Here is an 18,430-nt window from a genome sequence, read left to right as displayed (position 1 = left end):
CCCCTCATCCGGCTGCCGCCGCCTTCTCCCCGCTCGCGGGGCGAAGGGGATAGCCGCAACCTCTCCGTTCCTCTCCCACCTCTCGCAGGGCACGTCCCCTCGCCCCGTTTACGGGGAGAGGGTTAGGGTGAGGGGCAGCCTCGACGTGAACCGGACGGCCGTGAGTAGAGAACGATGTCAGTTCGCCGCGAACGGAATGCCTTCCAGCGTTTCCGGGAATTCCGGCACCGGAACCTTCATCCACTTGTCGTAGACTGCCTTGAGTTCGCCGTTGGCCTTGATCTTGTCGATGAAGGTGTTGAGCGCCGCATTGATTTCCTTTTCGCCGAGACGGGTGCAAGCACCGTTGTAGAGCTTCTGGAATTCAAGCTTGTTTTCGAATTCGCCCGGACGGGCCTTCTCCACCCGGTCCATGTAGAAGATGTTGCCACCAAGCGTCTCGACCTGGCCGGACACCAGCGCCTGGACGCTCGCGGCGTCTCCATCATAGCGGCGGATGGTCGTGCTCGCCGGTGCGTTCTTGGTGACCTGCGTATCCTGGGCAGCTCCCTTGGCGACGCCGACCGTGAACTTGGCCATGTCGTCATTCGTCTTGATCTCAGCCGATTTCGGACCAATCAGAACGATGGCATTAGCAACATAGGGCTTGCTGAACTGCACGGCCTTTGCGCGATCCGGCAGCATCGCCATCGTTGCGAAGAGAACGTCGACGCGGCCGGCCGTCAGTGCGGGAATGCGGTTATTGACTTCAAGCGGCACGAACTCGACGGAAACACCCAGTTCCTTGGCAAACAGCGTTGCGATGTCGGCGTCGAGGCCGTCCTGTTTGCCGCCGCTGGTCACAAAGCCCCAAGGCGGGTTGTCACCCTGAATTCCGACGATGATCTTGCCGCGAGCCTTGATTTCATCAGGCGTGATGGCGGCGGCCGGTTGCGCCAGAGTGACGACAGCCACCAGGGCCGCGGCTCCGAGCATCGCGTTTCGGCGCGTCAGCATAGATTTGAACATGTGATTCCTCCTCCTTTGGCGGTCACTCGACCGGACAGCCACCTCACCTTTTGACTGTGAGGAGAATGATTGCCAGAGACGAGCGCTCAAATCAACAGAGTTTTTCGAAATCATATGAGAATTTATCATAAGACACGCTATTTGAATTCCTCACGACATTTGCCATAATAGTAGCGAGCGACTTTCTGGGACGCATCGTCGTGTTCGACGCTCATTTAATCTCGCACGGATATCGGAAGGGCTTTGACATGAGGACCTCGATTGCGACTGTAACGATCAGCGGCGAACTCCCGGAGAAGCTCGAGGCGATTGCCCGGGCGGGCTTCGACGGCGTCGAGATCTTCGAAAATGACTTCCTCGCCTTCGACGGAAGCCCGGCCGATGTCGGAAAACTCGTCCGCGACCATGGCCTGCAGATCACCCTGTTTCAGCCATTTCGTGATTTCGAGGGCATGCCGGAGCCGCTGCGAAGCCGCACATTTGACCGCGCGGAACGGAAATTCGACGTGATGCAGCAGTTGGGAACGGACCTGGTGCTCGTCTGTTCAAACGTCTCGCCGGCAGCCATCGGCGGCATCGACCGGGCAGCGGCGGACTTCCGCGAACTTGGCGAGCGTGCCGCCCGGCGTGGACTGAGGGTGGGCTATGAAGCGCTTGCCTGGGGCCGCCATATCAGCGACCACCGCGACGCCTGGGAGATCGTCCGTCGCGCCGATCATCCGAATATCGGTCTTATCCTCGACAGCTTCCACACCTTGTCGCGCAAAATCGACGTCAATTCGATCCGCTCGATTCCCAAGGAGAAGATCTTCATCGTCCAGCTTGCCGATGCCCCTGATATCGACATGGACCTGCTCTACTGGAGCCGCCACTTCCGAAACATGCCGGGTGAAGGCGACCTTCCCGTCACGGCGTTCACCGAAGCCGTCGCGGCAACAGGTTACGACGGCTATTTCTCCCTGGAGATCTTCAACGACCAGTTTCGAGGCGGTTTGTCGCGGGCGATCGCGGCCGATGGCCACCGCTCCCTGATCTATCTAGGCGATCAGGTACGACGCAATCTCGGTATCGGCAGCATGACCGGGGCGGCGATGCCGGAAAGGCCTTCCGTCAAGGGCGTCGGCTTCGTCGAGTTCGCCACGGACGAGGAAGACGAAGTCGAACTGGTTGCATTGCTGCGTACCCTCGGATTCAAGAGGACGGCGCTCCACCGCACGAAAAAGGTCTCCCTCTTCGAGCAGGGCGAGATCCGGATCCTCGTCAATGTCGATCAGGCAGGATTCGCCAACGCCGCCTACGCCGTTCACGGTACTTTTGCCTATGCCATGGCCCTGGTCGTCGACGATGCCGCCAAAGCATATGAGCGCGCGCTCGCCTTGGATGCCGAGCCATTCACCCAGCCGGTCGCAGATGGTGAGCTCGAGCTGCCCGCCATTCGGGGTGTCGGGGGCGGGATCGTCTATCTCATCGACGACAAGAGCGCATTGGGTCGCTTCTCCGAAATCGACTTTCAGCCGGTCACCGACGACAGCGACGCGCCGTCGGCAGGCCTTTTGCGCATTGATCACGTCGCCCAGACGGTCGGCTACGATGAAATGCTCACCTGGCTTCTGTTCTACACGTCGATTTTCGAGACGCGGAAGACGCCGATGGTCGATATCATCGATCCGGCCGGGGTGGTGCGCAGTCAAGTCGTCGAGAACGACACCGGGGCGCTGCGCATTACCATGAACGGCGCCGAGAACCGCCGCACCCTGGCGGGACATTTCATCGCCGAGAAATTCGGGGCCGGAATCCAGCACCTGGCGTTCTTGACCGACGACATCTTCGCGACCGCCGAAAGCCTTCGTGCCTGCGGTTTCAGATCACTGCACATTTCGCCGAACTACTATGACGACGTCGAAGCACGCTTCGGCCTCGATCCTGCATTGACCGAGCGGCTGAAGGCGGAAAACATCCTCTATGACCGCGACGAGCACGGCGAATATTTCCAGCTCTATAGCGGAACCTATGGAGAGGGTTTCTTTTTCGAGATCGTCGAGCGCCGCGGCTACCGCGGCTACGGCGCCCCGAACGCGATTTTCCGGATCGCCGCTCTGAAGAAACAGATGCGTCCGGAAGGAATTCCTAAAGACGCCTCTTGAGCCATGGTTTGGGAGCGGCTCAGCTTTTCATGAAAGCGCAGAGCCGCTCCAACCTTTTGTTTCACGCATTCCGGACGGAAAACCGCGGCGCACTTTTCCTGAAATTGCTCTAAACAATCCGGCCGCTCTTGAGCACATGGTCCACGCCGCTTTGAACGTGCCGCCTGACGATGTCGGTCGCGCCGGCGACGTCGCGCCGAATGGAAAGCTCGAACAAAAGCCTGTGGTCATCGACCACGGGCTTGCCGCGAAAACTCTCGGCCAGCATATGGTAGCGGAGAAAGCGGTCGAAGACGGATGACAATGTCGCCATCAGCGTCGCTGAATTGCAGGCCGAGACGATCGCCTGATGGAACTCCCAGTCGTATCGGACCCAGTCGACGGTCCGCGAGACGTCGCCCGCGAGGAGCTTGCGTTCCGCGGCAGCCAGCCGGTGATGTGCGGCGACGATGCGTCCCTCCCATTCGAGATTTCCAGCAACGAAGGCAAGGCCGATCGCATGTGTTTCCAGAACGATCCTGAGGTCGGCGAGCTCCAGAAGTTCGCGGCGCGAAGCGGGGCTCACTTCAAAACCACGCTGCCCCTCGGCGACGACGAGGTTTTCCGTGGTCAGGCGGCTCAAAATTTCGCGCAGCGATGAAATGCCGATGGAGTAGCGCTCCTTTGCCTGCTCCAGCTTGATCTTGGCCCCCGGCGGCAATGTGCCCGATATGATGTCCTCGCGAATCTGCCGGAAGACGACATCGCTTACTGTTTCCGCCGGGTCGTGGACTTGCTTGAGCATGGCTTTTCCTGGTTTCGCCGAAATGCAATTTAGGTCGGGACCTGAAGCTCGAAGAGAAACGTCCGAACCATTTCTATCTCAGCGTCCCTCTCGCCAGCGCATGTTCGACCCCGCCTTGGATATGCAGGACAAGCACCCGCTTGGCCGTCTCTGCGTCACGTCGCAATGCCGCGTCCAAAAGCTGCTGATGTTCATTGGCCGCGACATCGCCTCGATAGGACAAGGCAACCATCTGATATCTGAGATATCTGTCGAAGATCACCGAATGCGTCTCCATCAGCAGTTTCGACCCGCAGGCGGATATCAGGGCTTGATGGAACTCCCAGTCGTAGCGCTTCCAGTCCTCGGCCCGGCTGGTATCACCTGAGGCCATAACCTGTTCCATCCGCGCCAATTTGTAATGCGCCGATACCAGCGGAGCCTCCCACTCGACGTCGCCATGCACGAACGACTGCTCCAGCGCATGTGTTTCCAGGAGAAGCCTCAGCGCCGCTGTCTCCTTGAGGTCTGAAACGGACACTGGGGACACTTCAAAACCTTTCTGCCCCTCCGCAACGACAAGCCCCTCGGAGGACAGCCGGTTCAGCACTTCCCGAAGTGTGCTGATGCTGGTCTCGTAGGACTCTTTCAGGCTTTCCAGCTTCAACTTTTGTCCGGGAGCCAGCCGACCGAAAATGATGTCGGCCCGAATACGCCTATAGCTGCTCTCGGCAATGGTCTCATTGATAACCGGCTGCAACATGGCGAGTCTCTTATATTTCCTGTATCGTCGGATATATCGCTTTCTGGCGTTCTCAATCAAGGAAACATTCGCACAATAGGAAGCACAATTTTCTCATATGAAGCTGGTTTTCCCGGAGAACCGGGTCGAGCAGGGTTGACCACAATACATGCGCCACATGTCGTTTGGGCCAGGCTCTTCGGCGCGGCTTTCGTGTTGCTTTTAAAACTGGATTTTCGGCTCAACATGGCGGCAATTGTTTTTTCAATCGCGCGCAACCATCTAATAGGCATGACTTACGGGAAAATGTCCCCGCCCTCAGCAGCCTGTTTACCGAAAACCAACCATACCGGGTTGCTTTCCGAACCGAAAGCCGATTGCTTAGGAAAATCTACTTCTTCTTCCGCTAGCGGTTAGGAGAATGAAAGGGGGAACAGGCAAACCCGTGGAATTCTGCTGCTTCGCATCGGGATGAACTATGACTACGATGGCGATGCGGGAAGGCCGGTTTGAAGAACGATGACGACAGAACTGTTTCAGATAAAATTTTGGGGCGTCCGCGGCAGTATTCCCGTGTCGGGCCCCGAGTTCGATCGCTACGGCGGCAACACTTCCTGCATCGAAATTCGCTGCGGAAAACATCGGATGATCTTCGACGCGGGTTCTGGCCTGCGCGAGGCCGGGCTGTCTATGCTCGCCGACGGCGTCAGCGACGTCGACCTGTTCTTCAGCCACTGCCATTACGACCACATCATCGGCCTGCCCTTCTTCAAGGCGATCTATTATCCCTCGATCAACGTCAACATCTGGTCGGGCCATCTCGATGGCAAGATGAGCACGCGGGAAATGGTCGAGCAGTTCATCAGCCCGCCCTGGTTTCCCGTCAAGACCGACATCTGTCAGGCGACAATGAACTTCCGCGATTTCCATGCCGGTCAGGTGCTGACCCCGCACGAGGGCATAGAGATCAAGACCTTCATGCTGAACCATCCGGGCGGCGCTATCGGCTACCGCATCGAATGGCAGGGCCGTTCGATCGCTCTCGTCTATGACATCGAGCATAATCCCGGCAGCTATGATCCGGTCTCGCTGGAGATGATGCGGGACGCCGATCTCGTCGTCTACGACTGCACCTACAATGAAGACGAGATGCAGCGTTTCAAGGGCTTCGGCCATTCGACCTGGCAGCACGGCACCGAGCTTGCGAAAATGGCGGGCAGCAAGCGCTTCGCGCTATTCCACCACGCCCCCTCCCGTACGGACGAACAACTGGCGGAGATGGAAACGCAGGCGCAGGCCGCCTTCCCCGAGTCGTTTGCCGCCCGCGACAATCAGATCGTGGTGATCTAGCAGGCCGCCGAAGGCCGCCTTCATCTTGTCCAGTCGAAGCTCCTCGACAGATCCGTCAAACGGGCATGCCCGCGACGTCTCGACGGAACAGATGCTGGGCCGGACCGTTTTCCCGGCAACGCAAAATCAAAGAAACAGGGATCCGTCATGACCGTGCTTTCCGGAAAGTGTCTCTGCGGGCAGGTGCGCATTTCTGTCCGGGGCGAACCCTTACGCGTTGGAATCTGTCATTGCACGGACTGCAGGCAAGAAAGCGGTTCGGCTTTCACCTTTTGTGGGATCTGGCCCGCCGGCCAATTCGAACATTCAGGGCAAACCGCCGAGTTCCAAGGTCGGCATTTCTGCACCGGTTGCGGCTCGCGGCTGTTTTCCGCCGATGACCAGGAGGCGGAAATCAAGCTTGGCATCCTCTCCGAGGCGCCGACGCCTCTGGTGCCGAGCTACGAACTCTGGATCAAACGCCGCGAGCCGTGGCTGCGACCGGTGGAAGGCGCCAAGCAGTATGACGAAGACCGAAAGTGAAGATAGATTTCTGAGGAGCTTCCCGATGGTCACTCTCGTCCGACATCGCTGGATGACGGTTGCAGGCGTCGAGACTTTTTACCGCGAGGCCGGCCGGGAAGATGCGCCGGTCTTGTTGCTGCCGCACGGATATCCCTGCTCATCCTATGAATTTCGCAATCTCATGCCGCGCCTTGCCGACCGTTGGCGCCTAATCGCGCCGGATTTCCCCGGTGCAGGCTACAGCGGAACGCCTGACGATTTCGACTACAGCTTCGATGGATATGCCGCCTGGCTGGAGGCCTTCGTCGCTGCGATGAATGTCGACCGGTTCGTCCTCTACCTCCACGACTTCGGCTCGCCGATCGGTGCCCGGTTGGCGATCAGGACCCCACAGCGCATCGCGGGGCTGATCATCCAGAATGGTGATATCCCCTATGAAGATGCCCTCGGACCGAAATATGCGGATATCGAGGCGACGTGGACGCTTCCGAGATCGGAGATGAGGAAGGTGCTGGCGGAGGCGATCAGCGAGGAGACTTTCAAGGAGGAATTCCTCAACGATCTGCCGCCTCCTCTGGCCGATACCATCCCGCCCGATCTCTGGAAGCTGCACTGGTCGCTGATCACGCCGCGGCGCAAGGAAATCGCCATAGATCTAATCGCCGGACTGAAGGAGAACCGGGCCTGGTTTGCGGAACACCGCAAATACCTCAGCGAATACCGGCCGCCGACCTTGATCGTCTGGGGTCCCAACGACCACTACATGCCGGAAAAGTCGGCTCGGGCCTATCTGCGCGATCTGCCGGATGCCGAACTGCATCTGCTCGGCGGCGGTCACTGGCTGCTCGAGACACATCTCGAAGACGTCGTCGCACTCATGCGCGAGTTCCTCGGACGAATTCACGCGTGATCGCTGCTTTTCGCGACTGTTCTAAGTCTGGAGAAGTGTCGCCGCCGGCGACCAGCGGACGGCGGGATGCCGGCCGGTCGTCGCAAACAAGGCCGATAGGAAATCCCATGCGGCCGCATCATGCACCAGATGGTGGGTGAGCACGCCGACAGGCTCCTGGCTGCCGGCAAACCGGTCGCGAAGCTCGGCCACCAGCTCGGCCACCAATTCCCCCTCGCTCCGTCCGCCGCGCGTGCCGTGCCAGTCGATGATGTCGACATGGGTGTTGAGGAGTGGCATCGGGCCGTCCTGCTTTGCCCGCCCATAGACCGAAAGTGCTGCAAATCCGAGCGCCGGCAGCGCCGGGATGAGGGCCGCATCGATCCGGTTCCACGGCGGCACCAGCACCGGCAGGAAGCGGGCCGGATGCAGCCGCTGCAAAAGCCGGAACCCTTCACCCAACTCGCCGAGCACGGCCTCCGCCGGCCGCTCGCCGCCGAGTTCCTGCTTCTTCCCTTGCGGCCCCGCATGGTTCGTATGAGACCAGCCATGCACCGCGACAGCGACGGCTGCTTCTTCCGCCAGCCGCACGCCCAACGCCTCGCCGGTCAGGCCGGGAATGACGGCGACCGTCAGCGGAACCTGGCTTTCACCCGCAAGCGCCATCAGCGTCTCCAGCGCCGGCGTCGGCTCGACGGCATCGTCATCCCGCAGCCAGAATCGCGCCACGCGGCCGTCAGCCTGCCAGCGGTCAAGCTCACGGTGCAGGGGGTCCCAGACCATCCCGTCGGTCATCACGTCACTCCTGTTGCTGCGCTGTCCCGCAAAATTCCGTTCAATAGCTGCGCGGCCATCGCAAGCGAGCGTTGCCCAAGCACGAAGCGCCGCGCCGCCTGTCCCATGGCGTCGCGCCTTTGCCTGTCGTCAAGCAGGGCAGCCACGGCCTCGGCATAGGCGGCGACATCACCATCCGGCGTCAGCAACCCGGTCGCGCCAGCCTCGACCACCGCCGGCACGCCTGCCGTTTCCTGCGCGACGGCAGGCAGGCCGGCGGCCTGGGCCTCCAGATAGGCAAGGCCATAGGCCTCGCCGCAGCCGGGCCAGACATAGACGCCGCCGCGTCCGAGCAGTTCGGCGATCTGGACGGCATTCCGCTCGCCCAGCCATTCGATGCGGCCGGCAAGGCTGGCAAACAGCGCCTGCACCTCCTGGCGCATCAGACCATCGCCGATGACGGCAAGCGTCCAGGGCCGGTCTTCGATCAGCCGCAACGCTTTTGCAAGCATCGCATAACTGTCCATCTTGTCGCCGGCCCGCATCATCGCGACCGTCATCAGTCGGCGCGGATCGGTCGCCGGCGACACCCTCTCGAACAACGCCGTGTCGATGAAGGGTTTCAATCTGGCAAGCCGCGCCTGCGGAAAGGCGGCCTCAAGCCCAGCCTGGTCACGCTCGGTGAAGCTGATATTGACCGCCGCCCGCATGATCGCTTCGCCAACCAGCTTCTGTGAAGCTGCCCAGCCGGTTCGGTCGCGTTTTGCCGCATAGGAGGCTTCGGCCGTGACATAGGGAATGGCGAATTCGGCAGAAATCGCCGGCCCGAACGGATCGGGCGATTTGTAATAGGGATGGTAGCAGAACCAGAGTTCCGGCCGCGGCCCAGATTTCCATGTCAGCCGCAGCCGCTCCAGTTCGGCGGAGATGGCAGGTTCGAGTGCCGCTGCCGCCTCCGGTGTCGAGGCATAGGTGCGGAATTCGGAGGCGACGTCGACCTGATGCCCGCCAAGCTCCAGCGCCCGGATCAACAGCCGCGCCATCAGCCGGTCGCCCGACGGCACCGGATGGTTAGGCGATTTCATCGGCGCGTAGAAAGCCACCCGCATTGGGACACCTCAGGTAAGACACACTGTTTACAACTTTCGCGCCTGTCGGGATAATCCCGCTATTGTCCCTTTGCCGAAAACTTGCGCATAAGCATATGGAATGTGATCGCGATAGAAGCAATTCCGCCTCTTTCCCAATCTCTATGGGCGTGCGGTTACATCGACAAGAACGGGAATGAATGACGACGGTCTCGGCCACAGAGATTTTTTCGGAGCGTACGATCAGAAAGGCGAGGCTCGGTTCCGGCCTCGTCATTTTCATCTTCGTCCTGCTGCATTTGTCGAACCACGCGATCGGCCTGATTTCCGTCGCCGCCGCCGATAAAGCCGCCCATCTCTTCCTGGCGATCTGGCGCAATCCCCTGGGGACCGCCGTCTTCTATTCGTCGGTTTTCATCCACATCGCGCTGGTGCTGCGCGCCATCTACATGCGTCGCAGCCTCGTCATGCCGAAGGGGGAAATGGCGCAGATCGTGCTCGGCCTGATGATCCCGCTGCTTCTCCTTGATCATGTCATCGGCACGCGCATCGCCCACGAGTTCTACGGCTACATCGACGACTACGAGACGGTCGTCAGCATGCTCTGGATCCGGAATCCGGCGAACGGCGCGCGGCAGGCGCTCGCCGTCGTCGCCGTCTGGATCCACGGCTGCATCGGCATTCATTTCTGGCTGCGCTACCGCTCCTGGTATCCGGACTTCGCACCGCTCATGCTGGCGCTCGCCATCCTCGTGCCGGTTCTCGCGCTGCTCGGCTTCGTCGAAATGGGCCGGACGCTCGCCGACCCTTCCTACCAGCGGTCAATGACGGTCAGCGCTTACAAGGAGGGCGTCAACACCCGTTACGCCTCGAACCCGGACGTTCGCCGGCAGGTCGCCATGATCCGCGCCGGGCTCTACGGCGCCTTCTCGGCTTCGCTGCTCATCGTCGTCGTCGCCCGCGCCCGGCGCAAGCTGAAAGAGCGGCTCGACCAGGTCGCCGTGCATTATCCGGGCGGCGAGGTGATCCGTGTGCCGCGCGGCTTCTCGGTGCTGGAAGCGAGCCGGCTCGGCGGCCTGCCGCATTATGCCGTCTGCGGCGGCAAGGGCCAGTGCTCCACCTGCCGGGTGCAGATCCTTGGCGATTACGAGAGCCTGCCTGCCCCCGACAAGATGGAACAGACGACACTGAAGCGCATCAATGCCGGCCCCGATGTCCGGCTCGCCTGCCAGCTTCGTCCGAACCGTGACGTTGCCGTCGCGCCGCTTCTCGTGCCGGCGATCGAGGCGGCGCTTCCGGCCAACAGCCAGGAGACCAGCCCCGGGCGCGAGCGCGAGATCGCCGTGCTCTTCGTCGATATCCGCCATTTCACCACGCTGACGGAAACTCGCCTGCCCTTCGACGTCGTCTTCCTGCTGAACCGCTATTTCGCCATCATCGGCAAGGCGGTGGAGCAGTCCGGCGGTCGGCTCGACAAGTTCATCGGCGACGGCGCCATGGCGCTCTTCGGGCTCAACACGGCGCCGGAGGAAGCCTGCCGCCAGGCGCTTAACGCGGCCGCGGCGATCGTCGCCGAGATCGAGAAACTCGCCGCCGAGCTGGCCGACGAACTGGCGCTGCCGCTGCGCATCGCGATCGGCATTCACACCGGCCCTGCCGTCGTCGGCACGATGGGATATGGCCGGGTGCGCAGCATGACGGCGATCGGCGATACCGTTAATGTTGCGAGCCGGTTGGAAAGTGCTGCCAAGGAGTTCGAGGCGGCGATCGTCATCTCCGAACCGGTGGCGAACCTTTCCGGTGCTAATCTCTCCGGCATCGAAAGCCGTGAAATCAGTGTGCGCGGCCGGGCCCTGCCCTTGAAAGTTTATGTCATTCCGAGAGAGAAAGCAGCAGAACCGCTCGAAGGAAAAGTCTGATGCCCGGCAAGCCCTGGTTGACCGCCAAATACTGGAGCCGCCGGCTGCGTAAGGCGCGCAATGCCGCCGCTTCGCGTTTCTTCGACACCCGCTTCGGCCGCCGCCTGCTGATCGAGAATGTCGGCCCGCGCGTCGTCTCGATGACGGTCGATACCGGCGACCACCTGATGACCTTCTCGCCCGCCGACTATATCGGCCGCAAGGTGTTCCGGAAGGGCCATTTCGAGCGCGACGCCGTCGACCGGCTGATCGTCATCCTGCGCGAGCGCGGCCTCTTGCGAAAGGACGCGACGCTGCTCGAGATCGGCGGCAATATCGGCACCCAGACCGTCTATTTCGCCCTCAGCGACACCTACGCCCATATCGTCAGCATCGAGCCAGATCCGCGCAATTTCCCGCTGCTTCAACTTAACATCCGCCAGAACCGGCTGGGGGAAAAGGTCCGGCTTGTCCATTGCGCCGCCGGCGAGAGCGAAGGCGAGATCGACTTTTTCCTCAACCTCAACAATCACGGCAAGAGCAGCGCCATCCGCCAGAGCCCGAGCGACAGGAAGATCAGCGTACCGGTGAAACCGGTCTCCGAGATCCTGGCCGGGCTGTCGATCGACCCGGCCGCAATCGGCCTCGTCTGGATGGATATCGAGGGCTACGAGCCGGTCGCCTGCCGGTCGATGCAGCCGCTGCTTGCTCGCCGCGTGCCGCTCTACATGGAATTCACGCCGCTCTTCTACGGACCGGAGGGAACGAAAGCCTTCATATCCATGCTGTCCGGCTTCTACGAGGATTGCCTCGTCCTCTTCGAGGACCGCGAGGTGGAGATGAAGGTCCGCGACCTGCCAGGCGAGTTCGATCAGTACAACGTGCTGTTCCTGCCATAGAGCAGATTCGACTTATTCCGGTCATATCCGGCCGCCGCGGGCTGGTTCAACCGTTGCGGCAATGCGCTCTATCGCTGTCGTCAGAGAAATCGTGCCGCGCCGGCGTTCGCTGTCGTTCTGGTGCATGAACAGGCCGTTGGCGATTCCCTCATACATGCCGAGAAGCGCACTGGCCACCTCGGGGGAAAGGCCTTCCTCGGCGAGCAGCGCGGTGCGGCGCTCCGGCGGGACAAGCACCGGCACCACCGGACGGCCGAGAACCTCCGCGAAGGCCGACGCCACATCGCCAGCGCTCCAGTCTTCCGGTCCGCTCAACTCAACCACCCGCTTCCCGGTCCATTCCTCGCGCAACACGATTGCCGCGACGCGCCCGACATCGATTGTGCTGACCATCGGAATTCTCTGGGAGGGTTCGAGAAAGGTCGGCAGCATGCTTTGCGACATGACAGCTTCCGCCACCTCGCCCCAGGTCTCGATAAAATAGCCCGACCGCAGGAAGGCGGTCGCCGGCGCCACCCCGTCAAGTAGCGCCTCGAACCGGTTGAGGGTGGCGATGACGCCAGTGCCGGAGACATGCTGCGCTCCGATGGACGACAGGACAACGGCCTTGGGCAGACGCGCCCGCCGTGCTGCATCGGTCAGCGCCGCGCCAAGTTCTTCAGTGCGCGCATAGGGATCATCGCTCACCGGCGGCGGATTGAGCAGGAACGCTCCCGACGCGCCCTTCAGCGCCTCGGCCATCGCCTCGGCATCCTCGATGCTCGCGACGGCCACCTCAGCGCCGAGGGCTGTCCATTTTTCACCCTGCTCCTTGCAACGTAGGACGACACGCACGGCCTCGCCGAGTTCGATAAGGGCGCGTGCTACCTCGCCGCCGGCCCGCCCGTTTGCTCCAAGTACAACATACATGATTGCCGCTCCGTCAGCTCACTCGATAGAGGAACCAATAAGCGCGGAGTTGTCATGCGTCCAATGCATGATTTATATAGTCAGCATGCGCGAAGTGAATTTACGCCGGATCGACCTAAACCTGTTGGTGGCGCTTGAGGCGCTGCTGGATGAGAAGAACGTCACACGGGCCGCCCGCCGGCTCGGCATGAGCCAGCCGGCCGCGAGCCGTGCTTTAGGCCGATTGCGCACGCTGTTTTCGGACGTGCTGCTGGTCGATGGGCCGGGTGGCTACGTCCTCAGCTCTCGTGCCGAAGAGGTGCGTCCGGCGCTGCGCAGGATACTGGCAGGCGTAGGAGAATTGTTGGAAGCGAACTCGTTCGATCCCGCGACGGCGACGGGTCGAATCCGGCTGCTTATGCCTGATCTCCAGGCCGCCACGCTCACGCCGCATTTGCTCGCTCGCCTTGCCCGCGAGGCACCGTCCCTCGATCTCGATATTGTCGCGCCGGGCACGAACGGGATCGAAGCGCTGGAGCACGGCGTGGCGGATGCGATGGTGGCGCTGATCGACGACGCGCCGGCCGGCATTCGTCGACGCGGCCTCTATGACGAAGAACTCGTGACACTCAGGCGGGCGCATCACCCTGCGCTCGCCGAAAAACTCACGCTCGACCGCTTTCTGGCGCTTGAGCATATCGTGGTGAGCGTTACCGGCGTCGGGCTTGCACCTGTCGATGAGGTACTTGCGCGGATGGGGCGAACGCGACGAGTGAAGCTGCGCGTGCCGAACTTCTTCGCGGCGGTCGAGATCGCCGCTCGCTCGGACCTCATCATGACCCTGCCATCGAGCCTGGCACGAGCCGCCGCGCCAACATGAGGCGCTTCGTATCGTTGCCGCCGCCCCTCGATCTTGGGAGCTTCACGATGAGCCTCGCCTGGCACGCGCGCCAGCAAGACACGCCCAGGCATATATGGTTGAGACGTGCCATTGTCGCGGCGGCGATGGATATGTCATCGGCGATTGACGTTGGAAGCTGAGTCCGTAAGCGCGCTGTCTCTCGCATAACTCCTCAAGCCGACTCCGCGTTTATCGAAGATGCTTTAGATGTCTCCTTGAGCGCACAAGTCGCCAGAGGGGAAATATGCGTATGCCGCATATATCGCAGTAGGGAACAGAACACTCAGGGAGAGGAGGCGGGCAATTTCGGCGATGTGGCTCGCTTCAAACCAGTTTCTTCGCCTCTGATCGCGAATGCTCATGATATTTGTTTTCGCGAAGCGTGCCGAAAAGCTTCAAGCTTTCCAGATGCTCGCGCTGGGCGCGGTAGAACTCATTCAGGAAAACCAGTTCCTGGCCGCGCTTCACGGTGTCTTCATACCGGATCCTTCGGGTAATGGTTCGCGCGATCTGTTCGATCTCTTTGTGATTGGACGTCTTTGTCGAGTCGCGAAGCACGTCCTCTAGCGTCTGCAGCTCATATTTGCCGTAGACATCGAGATGCTCGGCCAAGAATTCGAATTCCGCCTGCGACGAGACGGCGGCAGGAGCAGACAGCGCGAGGTCGGAGAGCAGCACGGAGCGCGGAGTGTCGACCACCAGGGTGCCGGCAATGATGTCGCCAAGCCTTTGCCGGCGTCGGTTGGTGAAGGGGACGATGACCACCACCAGAAGCCAGAGGCTCGTCAGACCGTTTTCCCAGGCCGACTGCGTGCCGACCGAAGCCAAAAGGCCCATGGGGGCAAAAATCTCCACCTGTTTCATCAGGTTGCGTGCGGTCACCTGGTGCGGCGTGAGCCGCCGTCCGTCCATGTTGATAACGCGGATGCCCGTGATTCTTTTTCCGAGCGTGCGTCCGTTCCAGATGAGCTCCGAGAGAATGTAATAGGGGGTTTGCACCAAAAAACCGAGCATCACCAAGAGCATCGCCTCCGCCGTCATGGGCAGCACGCCTGTAAAGAGGATGGCGATAGAAACGATGAATATGATGATCGAGGTAAAGACGATGTCGAGGAATTGCGCGCCGAAACGGGTTCCGATCGAGGCAATGGCGAAGGTGATCGGGACGCCCTCCGGCGGGATGAACTGCTCGACCCGCTTGCCGTCCTTGTCTGTCCGGTTCATCGCACGGCCTCACGCGAAGCTGTGCTTTCGCGGCCTCCAAGCAGCAGCCAGCCCACCCAGAAGAGGCCCATCCCCCAGCCGATGACGATGCGCCAGAGCGGATCCTGTATCAGCTGGCGTAGGAACCCTTCGATGAAGGCTGCCACGACGAGCATCAGTGCTGCGAGGATGGCGAGCTTGACGGCATCATGCGCCTGGTGACGCAAGGCTTCCTTTCGCGTTCTGGCACCGGGAAGGAGAACGGCAAGTCCGAGCCTTGCCCCACCCGCGCAGGCAATGGCGATTGCCGCAAGCTCGGTCACGCCATGGATCGAGAGCCAGGCGAAGACGTCGTAACCCAGCCCCCTTTGATCAAACATGGCGAAAAACGCGCCGAGGATCAGACCATTATAAAAGGTCAGGATGAAGCTCGGCACCGACACGAACACACCCAGCGTGAAGATCAGGATGACGATGGTGGTGTTGTGGGAAAAGAGAAAGGCGGAAAATGCGGCCAGCCGGTCGCTGTCATGCCCTTCATCGCCATAGATGGTCGAGCGGAGGTAATCGGTCGAGGCATCAGGTGTGCGCTGGTCGGCCATCTCCGGCGGCACCAAGGTATAGAACCAGCTCGGGTCGTTGGTGCAGAGCCTGTATCCGGCCAGCGCGCCCAAAATGAGCGCCAGGAAGCCGATGAACAAAGGCAGGGCCGAGCGCCGCACGGCCTGGGGAATGCCGTGCAACAGCAGGCGCGACATCAGGCCGCCCAGGCTTTCCTGCGGAGCGTAGACGACGAGATAGGCCCGGGCACAGAGGCTTTCCAGATAGGCGATCAGGGCGCGATCGAGAGAAATATCGCGCGCCACGCTCAACGAGTTCATCGCCTGCCTGTATCCGGTGGCGAGATTGCGGACTTCATCATAGCCGAGCGTGGCCGCGCCCCCTTTCTCGGCACGCGTTACGAGTTCGTCCAGTTGACGCCAGTGCGCCTCGCGTTCCAGCCGGAAACGGGCCGAGCGAAGCGTATCGTTGTGGCTGGCGCTGACATTGACTGTCGCGCCCTTATCCATCCTGCCGTCGATACCGATATCCATTATATCATCTCACGGGATTTGATTTCGATGTAGCGCGCAATGAGATCCGAGGTCAGTGCCTCCGGCGTGCTGTCGAGGCACAGCACGCCGAGACGCGCCAGCTTTTCCATGACGGCGCGCCTTTCGTGAAGGATCTGGCGCGCCGCGACCGAGCGAGCGACGGCATCGAGAGTCGTTTCCTCTGGTTCGATGAGCTTGGCCAGCATCGGATCGCGCAAGGCGACATAGACGACGAAGTGATGCCGGGCGAGCACCTGTATGTTCTCGATCATCAGCTCCGCCGTGATGGTATCGACGAAATCGGAGAATATCACAATCAGCGAACGTCGCTTCAGGCGTCCCGACAGGTGGGTCAGTCCCAAGGTATGGTTGGTCTCCTGAGTTTCGTAGCGCAGCCCGGCGCACACCGTCTGCAGCCGCGGAAAGGCTGCGCGTCCGGGCAAGGCCGGCACGAACAGACGCGGACGGCTGTCGAAGCTGTAAAAACCCACAAGATCGCCGGCAAGGCCTGCGCCCCAGCACATGGCCAGCGCCGCATTGATGGCGCGATCGAGCTTTGTGAAGCCGGCAAGCTGCTCGGCCATCAGCCGCCCGGAATCGACGCAGAGGATGATCTGGTGGTTTCGCTCGGCCCTCATCTCGCGCACGACGAGACTGCGCATGCGCGCCGACCGCTTCCAATCGATGCTGCGCGGATCCATTCCGCTTACAAATTCACGCAGTTGGTGGAACTCCGATCCCTCGCCGCGCAACCGCAAATCCTTCTGGCCGGCCTCCAGCGGCAGGATCTGGGTCTTGATCGCTCCCGACAGCACCGGCGATATGTCGGGCTGGACGGCGATCTCTTTCCCGACGGGCATCTTCGCAATGATCTCGAGCAGCTTCAACCGCGATGGCCACTTCAGCCACAGCTCGTTGACCGCGTATCGTCCTCGCCGGGTCAGATGAAGGTCCAGAGAAGCCTTGACCTCCCCTTCTCCGGCACCCGATGCAGGGTTGAGCCATCTGATTTCGCCGATGACGAGTTCGGGAGCGAGATCGAGCCGGATTTCGATTTTCTGAGGCAGCGCGCCCTTTAGCGGCCGGATGCCGACCGTAAACGCGGTGGTGTGGCCGACAAAGCCTTGCGGCGGCAGATCGAAATCGATCGTCATCCTGCCAGCCAGGTTGGAGATGACCAGATCGGCGACCGTCAGGGCTGCAAGGGCAAGCCACATGAGGAGCAAGAGGTAGCTCATGTCGCGCCACCACACGCTGGTGAAGACCGTCACCGCGGCGGACATCAGAACGAGCGCGATCAGAGTGGAGGATGGCCGCATTTACCGGGGCGCATCCACGCGGTTCTTGATGTTGCGCAGCACCTCGTCCGGCGTGCGGCCATCGATTTCCGCCGAGGGCGAAAGCACGATGCGATGGCGCAATGCCGGCACCAGCAAGGCCTGGACATCATCGGGCAAGCCGTAATCCCGGCCCTCGAAGGCGGCACGCACCCGCACGGCCGCGGCAAGCGCGTCGGCCGCGCGCGTCGATGCGCCATAGAGAATGTCGGGATCCGAGCGCGTGGCGCGCACCAGGTCGACGACATAGGTCAGGATCGTGTTGTCGAGATGGATCGCATCGATCAGCGCGCGGCCCTCGGCGAGTGCCGCACTGGTGACAAGCGGACGAATGCCGGCATTGCGCAGGTCTGATTTCAGCGCCTGGCTCGCGTGTTTGGAGAGGATGGCAATCTCCGTATCGCGATCGGGAAAATCGACGATGAGCTTGAACAGGAAACGATCGAGCTGGGCTTCGGGCAAGGGATAGGTGCCCTGCTGTTCGATCGGGTTCTGCGTGGCAAGCACGAAGAAATCCGGCCCCAGGGAATAATCGGTTCCGTCAAGCGTGACCATCCGCTCGTTCATTGCCTGCAGCAGGGCCGATTGCGTCTTCGGCGGCGCGCGATTGATCTCATCGGCGAGCAGAATGTCGGTAAAGACCGGGCCTTTGGTCAGGTGGAACTGGTTCGTCTGGAAATTGAAGAGATTGACGCCCAGGACATCGCCGGGCATCAGGTCGGGCGTGAACTGGATGCGCCGATATTGCAGTGCCATGGCGGCGGAGACCGACCGGGCAAGCAGCGTTTTGGCCGTGCCGGGCGGCCCTTCGACCAGGCAGTGTCCACCGGCAAAGATCGAGATCAGGACGAGATCGATGATCGCATCCTGCCCCTGCACCGCTTTGCCGATTTCGCCACGAACCGCGGCGATAAGATCGCGAAATTCACCTAGATCCAAGGTCAATGC

The 18,430-nt window shown here is 61.3% G+C and carries 16 protein-coding genes and 1 pseudogene; 7 read left to right on the top strand and 10 right to left on the bottom strand.

The annotated features are described in order from the left end of the window. Positions 1 to 177: 177 nt before the first annotated feature. Positions 178 to 1,008: a transporter substrate-binding domain-containing protein gene (locus tag OIU37_RS28955; protein ID WP_180696894.1), complete on the bottom strand. Its 831-nt coding sequence runs from the start codon at positions 1,006 to 1,008 to the stop codon at positions 178 to 180. A gap of 248 nt (positions 1,009 to 1,256) precedes the next feature. On the opposite strand from OIU37_RS28955, the gene OIU37_RS28950 reads away from it, so the two are divergent. Continuing rightward, complete coding sequence (locus OIU37_RS28950) at positions 1,257 to 3,152, top strand: bifunctional sugar phosphate isomerase/epimerase/4-hydroxyphenylpyruvate dioxygenase family protein (protein WP_180696893.1); 1,896 nt, start codon at positions 1,257 to 1,259, stop codon at positions 3,150 to 3,152. A 109-nt stretch (positions 3,153 to 3,261) separates the two neighbouring features. On the opposite strand, the gene OIU37_RS28945 is transcribed toward OIU37_RS28950, so the two are convergent. Both OIU37_RS28945 and OIU37_RS28940 read right to left on the bottom strand, forming a co-directional pair. Continuing rightward, complete coding sequence (locus OIU37_RS28945; RefSeq protein ID WP_180696892.1) at positions 3,262 to 3,936, bottom strand: GntR family transcriptional regulator; 675 nt, start codon at positions 3,934 to 3,936, stop codon at positions 3,262 to 3,264. A 73-nt stretch (positions 3,937 to 4,009) separates the two neighbouring features. After that, entirely contained in the window at positions 4,010 to 4,678 is a 669-nt protein-coding gene (locus tag OIU37_RS28940; protein WP_130696256.1) for a GntR family transcriptional regulator, read from the bottom strand. Between the two features lie 498 nt (positions 4,679 to 5,176). On the opposite strand from OIU37_RS28940, the gene OIU37_RS28935 reads away from it, so the two are divergent. The 3 genes from OIU37_RS28935 (at position 5,177) to OIU37_RS28925 (ending at position 7,421) form a co-directional block, all read left to right on the top strand. Beyond that, the gene (locus OIU37_RS28935; RefSeq protein ID WP_171605020.1) at positions 5,177 to 6,007 is read left to right on the top strand and encodes an MBL fold metallo-hydrolase; all 831 of its coding nucleotides are present in this window, start codon (positions 5,177 to 5,179) and stop codon (positions 6,005 to 6,007) included. 147 nt (positions 6,008 to 6,154) lie between these two features. Continuing rightward, on the top strand, positions 6,155 to 6,529 hold the full coding sequence (locus tag OIU37_RS28930; protein WP_180696891.1) for a GFA family protein: 375 nt from the start codon (positions 6,155 to 6,157) through the stop codon (positions 6,527 to 6,529). Positions 6,530 to 6,554: 25 nt separating this feature from the next. Further along, a complete protein-coding gene (locus OIU37_RS28925) occupies positions 6,555 to 7,421 on the top strand; it encodes an alpha/beta fold hydrolase (protein ID WP_180696890.1) in 867 nt (288 codons plus the stop codon). Between the two features lie 21 nt (positions 7,422 to 7,442). Here the strand turns inward: OIU37_RS28925 and OIU37_RS28920 are convergent, their stop codons facing one another. Both OIU37_RS28920 and OIU37_RS28915 read right to left on the bottom strand, forming a co-directional pair. Then, entirely contained in the window at positions 7,443 to 8,195 is a 753-nt protein-coding gene (locus tag OIU37_RS28920) for a polysaccharide deacetylase family protein (RefSeq protein WP_180696889.1), read from the bottom strand. Next, positions 8,195 to 9,283, bottom strand: coding sequence for a glycosyltransferase family 4 protein (locus tag OIU37_RS28915; RefSeq protein ID WP_180696888.1), 1,089 nt, complete (start codon positions 9,281 to 9,283; stop codon positions 8,195 to 8,197). Before OIU37_RS28915 ends, OIU37_RS28920 begins: the two co-directional genes overlap by 1 nt. Before the next feature lie 179 nt (positions 9,284 to 9,462). Here OIU37_RS28915 and OIU37_RS28910 point away from each other — a divergent pair, with 179 nt between their 5' ends. Together OIU37_RS28910 and OIU37_RS28905 are read left to right on the top strand one after the other, a co-directional pair. After that, positions 9,463 to 11,181 carry an adenylate/guanylate cyclase domain-containing protein gene (locus tag OIU37_RS28910; RefSeq protein WP_180696887.1) on the top strand — a complete coding sequence of 573 codons (1,719 nt, stop codon included), beginning with the start codon at positions 9,463 to 9,465 and terminating at the stop codon, positions 11,179 to 11,181. After that, positions 11,181 to 12,059, top strand: coding sequence for an FkbM family methyltransferase (locus tag OIU37_RS28905; RefSeq protein ID WP_171605014.1), 879 nt, complete (start codon positions 11,181 to 11,183; stop codon positions 12,057 to 12,059). Before OIU37_RS28910 ends, OIU37_RS28905 begins: the two co-directional genes overlap by 1 nt. A 21-nt stretch (positions 12,060 to 12,080) precedes the next feature. On the opposite strand, the gene OIU37_RS28900 is transcribed toward OIU37_RS28905, so the two are convergent. Then, a complete protein-coding gene (locus OIU37_RS28900) occupies positions 12,081 to 12,968 on the bottom strand; it encodes an NmrA family NAD(P)-binding protein (RefSeq protein WP_180696886.1) in 888 nt (295 codons plus the stop codon). Between the two features lie 85 nt (positions 12,969 to 13,053). Here OIU37_RS28900 and OIU37_RS28895 point away from each other — a divergent pair. Then, a pseudogene (locus tag OIU37_RS28895) lies at positions 13,054 to 13,988 on the top strand (LysR family transcriptional regulator). A 184-nt stretch (positions 13,989 to 14,172) separates the two neighbouring features. On the opposite strand, the gene OIU37_RS28890 reads toward OIU37_RS28895, so the two are convergent. From OIU37_RS28890 to OIU37_RS28875, 4 genes are read right to left on the bottom strand one after another with little or no spacing between them, the layout of a single operon-like run. Continuing rightward, complete coding sequence (locus OIU37_RS28890) at positions 14,173 to 15,072, bottom strand: RDD family protein (protein ID WP_180696885.1); 900 nt, start codon at positions 15,070 to 15,072, stop codon at positions 14,173 to 14,175. Continuing rightward, the gene (locus OIU37_RS28885; RefSeq protein WP_171605011.1) at positions 15,069 to 16,145 is read right to left on the bottom strand and encodes a stage II sporulation protein M; all 1,077 of its coding nucleotides are present in this window, start codon (positions 16,143 to 16,145) and stop codon (positions 15,069 to 15,071) included. Before OIU37_RS28885 ends, OIU37_RS28890 begins: the two co-directional genes overlap by 4 nt. Continuing rightward, the gene (locus OIU37_RS28880; RefSeq protein ID WP_180696884.1) at positions 16,145 to 17,464 is read right to left on the bottom strand and encodes a DUF58 domain-containing protein; all 1,320 of its coding nucleotides are present in this window, start codon (positions 17,462 to 17,464) and stop codon (positions 16,145 to 16,147) included. Before OIU37_RS28880 ends, OIU37_RS28885 begins: the two co-directional genes overlap by 1 nt. Beyond that, positions 17,465 to 18,421 carry a MoxR family ATPase gene (locus OIU37_RS28875; RefSeq protein ID WP_180696883.1) on the bottom strand — a complete coding sequence of 319 codons (957 nt, stop codon included), beginning with the start codon at positions 18,419 to 18,421 and terminating at the stop codon, positions 17,465 to 17,467. Positions 18,422 to 18,430 lie beyond the last annotated feature (9 nt).

The organism is Rhizobium sp. BT-226, from assembly GCF_025847085.2.
GTDB classification, from domain to species: domain Bacteria; phylum Pseudomonadota; class Alphaproteobacteria; order Rhizobiales; family Rhizobiaceae; genus Rhizobium; species Rhizobium sophorae.
The sequence above is the reverse complement of the archived record's forward strand: the minus strand, read 5'-3'. Positions and strand labels throughout refer to the sequence as shown.

Coding starts and splice junctions, on each gene's coding strand:
- OIU37_RS28955 (WP_180696894.1), bottom strand. CDS start 1,008: ATGTTCAAATCTATGCTGACGCGCCGAAACGCGATGCTCGGAGCCGCG.
- OIU37_RS28950 (WP_180696893.1), top strand. CDS start 1,257: ATGAGGACCTCGATTGCGACTGTAACGATCAGCGGCGAACTCCCGGAG.
- OIU37_RS28945 (WP_180696892.1), bottom strand. CDS start 3,936: ATGCTCAAGCAAGTCCACGACCCGGCGGAAACAGTAAGCGATGTCGTC.
- OIU37_RS28940 (WP_130696256.1), bottom strand. CDS start 4,678: ATGTTGCAGCCGGTTATCAATGAGACCATTGCCGAGAGCAGCTATAGG.
- OIU37_RS28935 (WP_171605020.1), top strand. CDS start 5,177: ATGACGACAGAACTGTTTCAGATAAAATTTTGGGGCGTCCGCGGCAGT.
- OIU37_RS28930 (WP_180696891.1), top strand. CDS start 6,155: ATGACCGTGCTTTCCGGAAAGTGTCTCTGCGGGCAGGTGCGCATTTCT.
- OIU37_RS28925 (WP_180696890.1), top strand. CDS start 6,555: ATGGTCACTCTCGTCCGACATCGCTGGATGACGGTTGCAGGCGTCGAG.
- OIU37_RS28920 (WP_180696889.1), bottom strand. CDS start 8,195: ATGACCGACGGGATGGTCTGGGACCCCCTGCACCGTGAGCTTGACCGC.
- OIU37_RS28915 (WP_180696888.1), bottom strand. CDS start 9,283: ATGCGGGTGGCTTTCTACGCGCCGATGAAATCGCCTAACCATCCGGTG.
- OIU37_RS28910 (WP_180696887.1), top strand. CDS start 9,463: ATGACGACGGTCTCGGCCACAGAGATTTTTTCGGAGCGTACGATCAGA.
- OIU37_RS28905 (WP_171605014.1), top strand. CDS start 11,181: ATGCCCGGCAAGCCCTGGTTGACCGCCAAATACTGGAGCCGCCGGCTG.
- OIU37_RS28900 (WP_180696886.1), bottom strand. CDS start 12,968: ATGTATGTTGTACTTGGAGCAAACGGGCGGGCCGGCGGCGAGGTAGCA.
- OIU37_RS28890 (WP_180696885.1), bottom strand. CDS start 15,072: ATGAACCGGACAGACAAGGACGGCAAGCGGGTCGAGCAGTTCATCCCG.
- OIU37_RS28885 (WP_171605011.1), bottom strand. CDS start 16,145: ATGGATATCGGTATCGACGGCAGGATGGATAAGGGCGCGACAGTCAAT.
- OIU37_RS28880 (WP_180696884.1), bottom strand. CDS start 17,464: ATGCGGCCATCCTCCACTCTGATCGCGCTCGTTCTGATGTCCGCCGCG.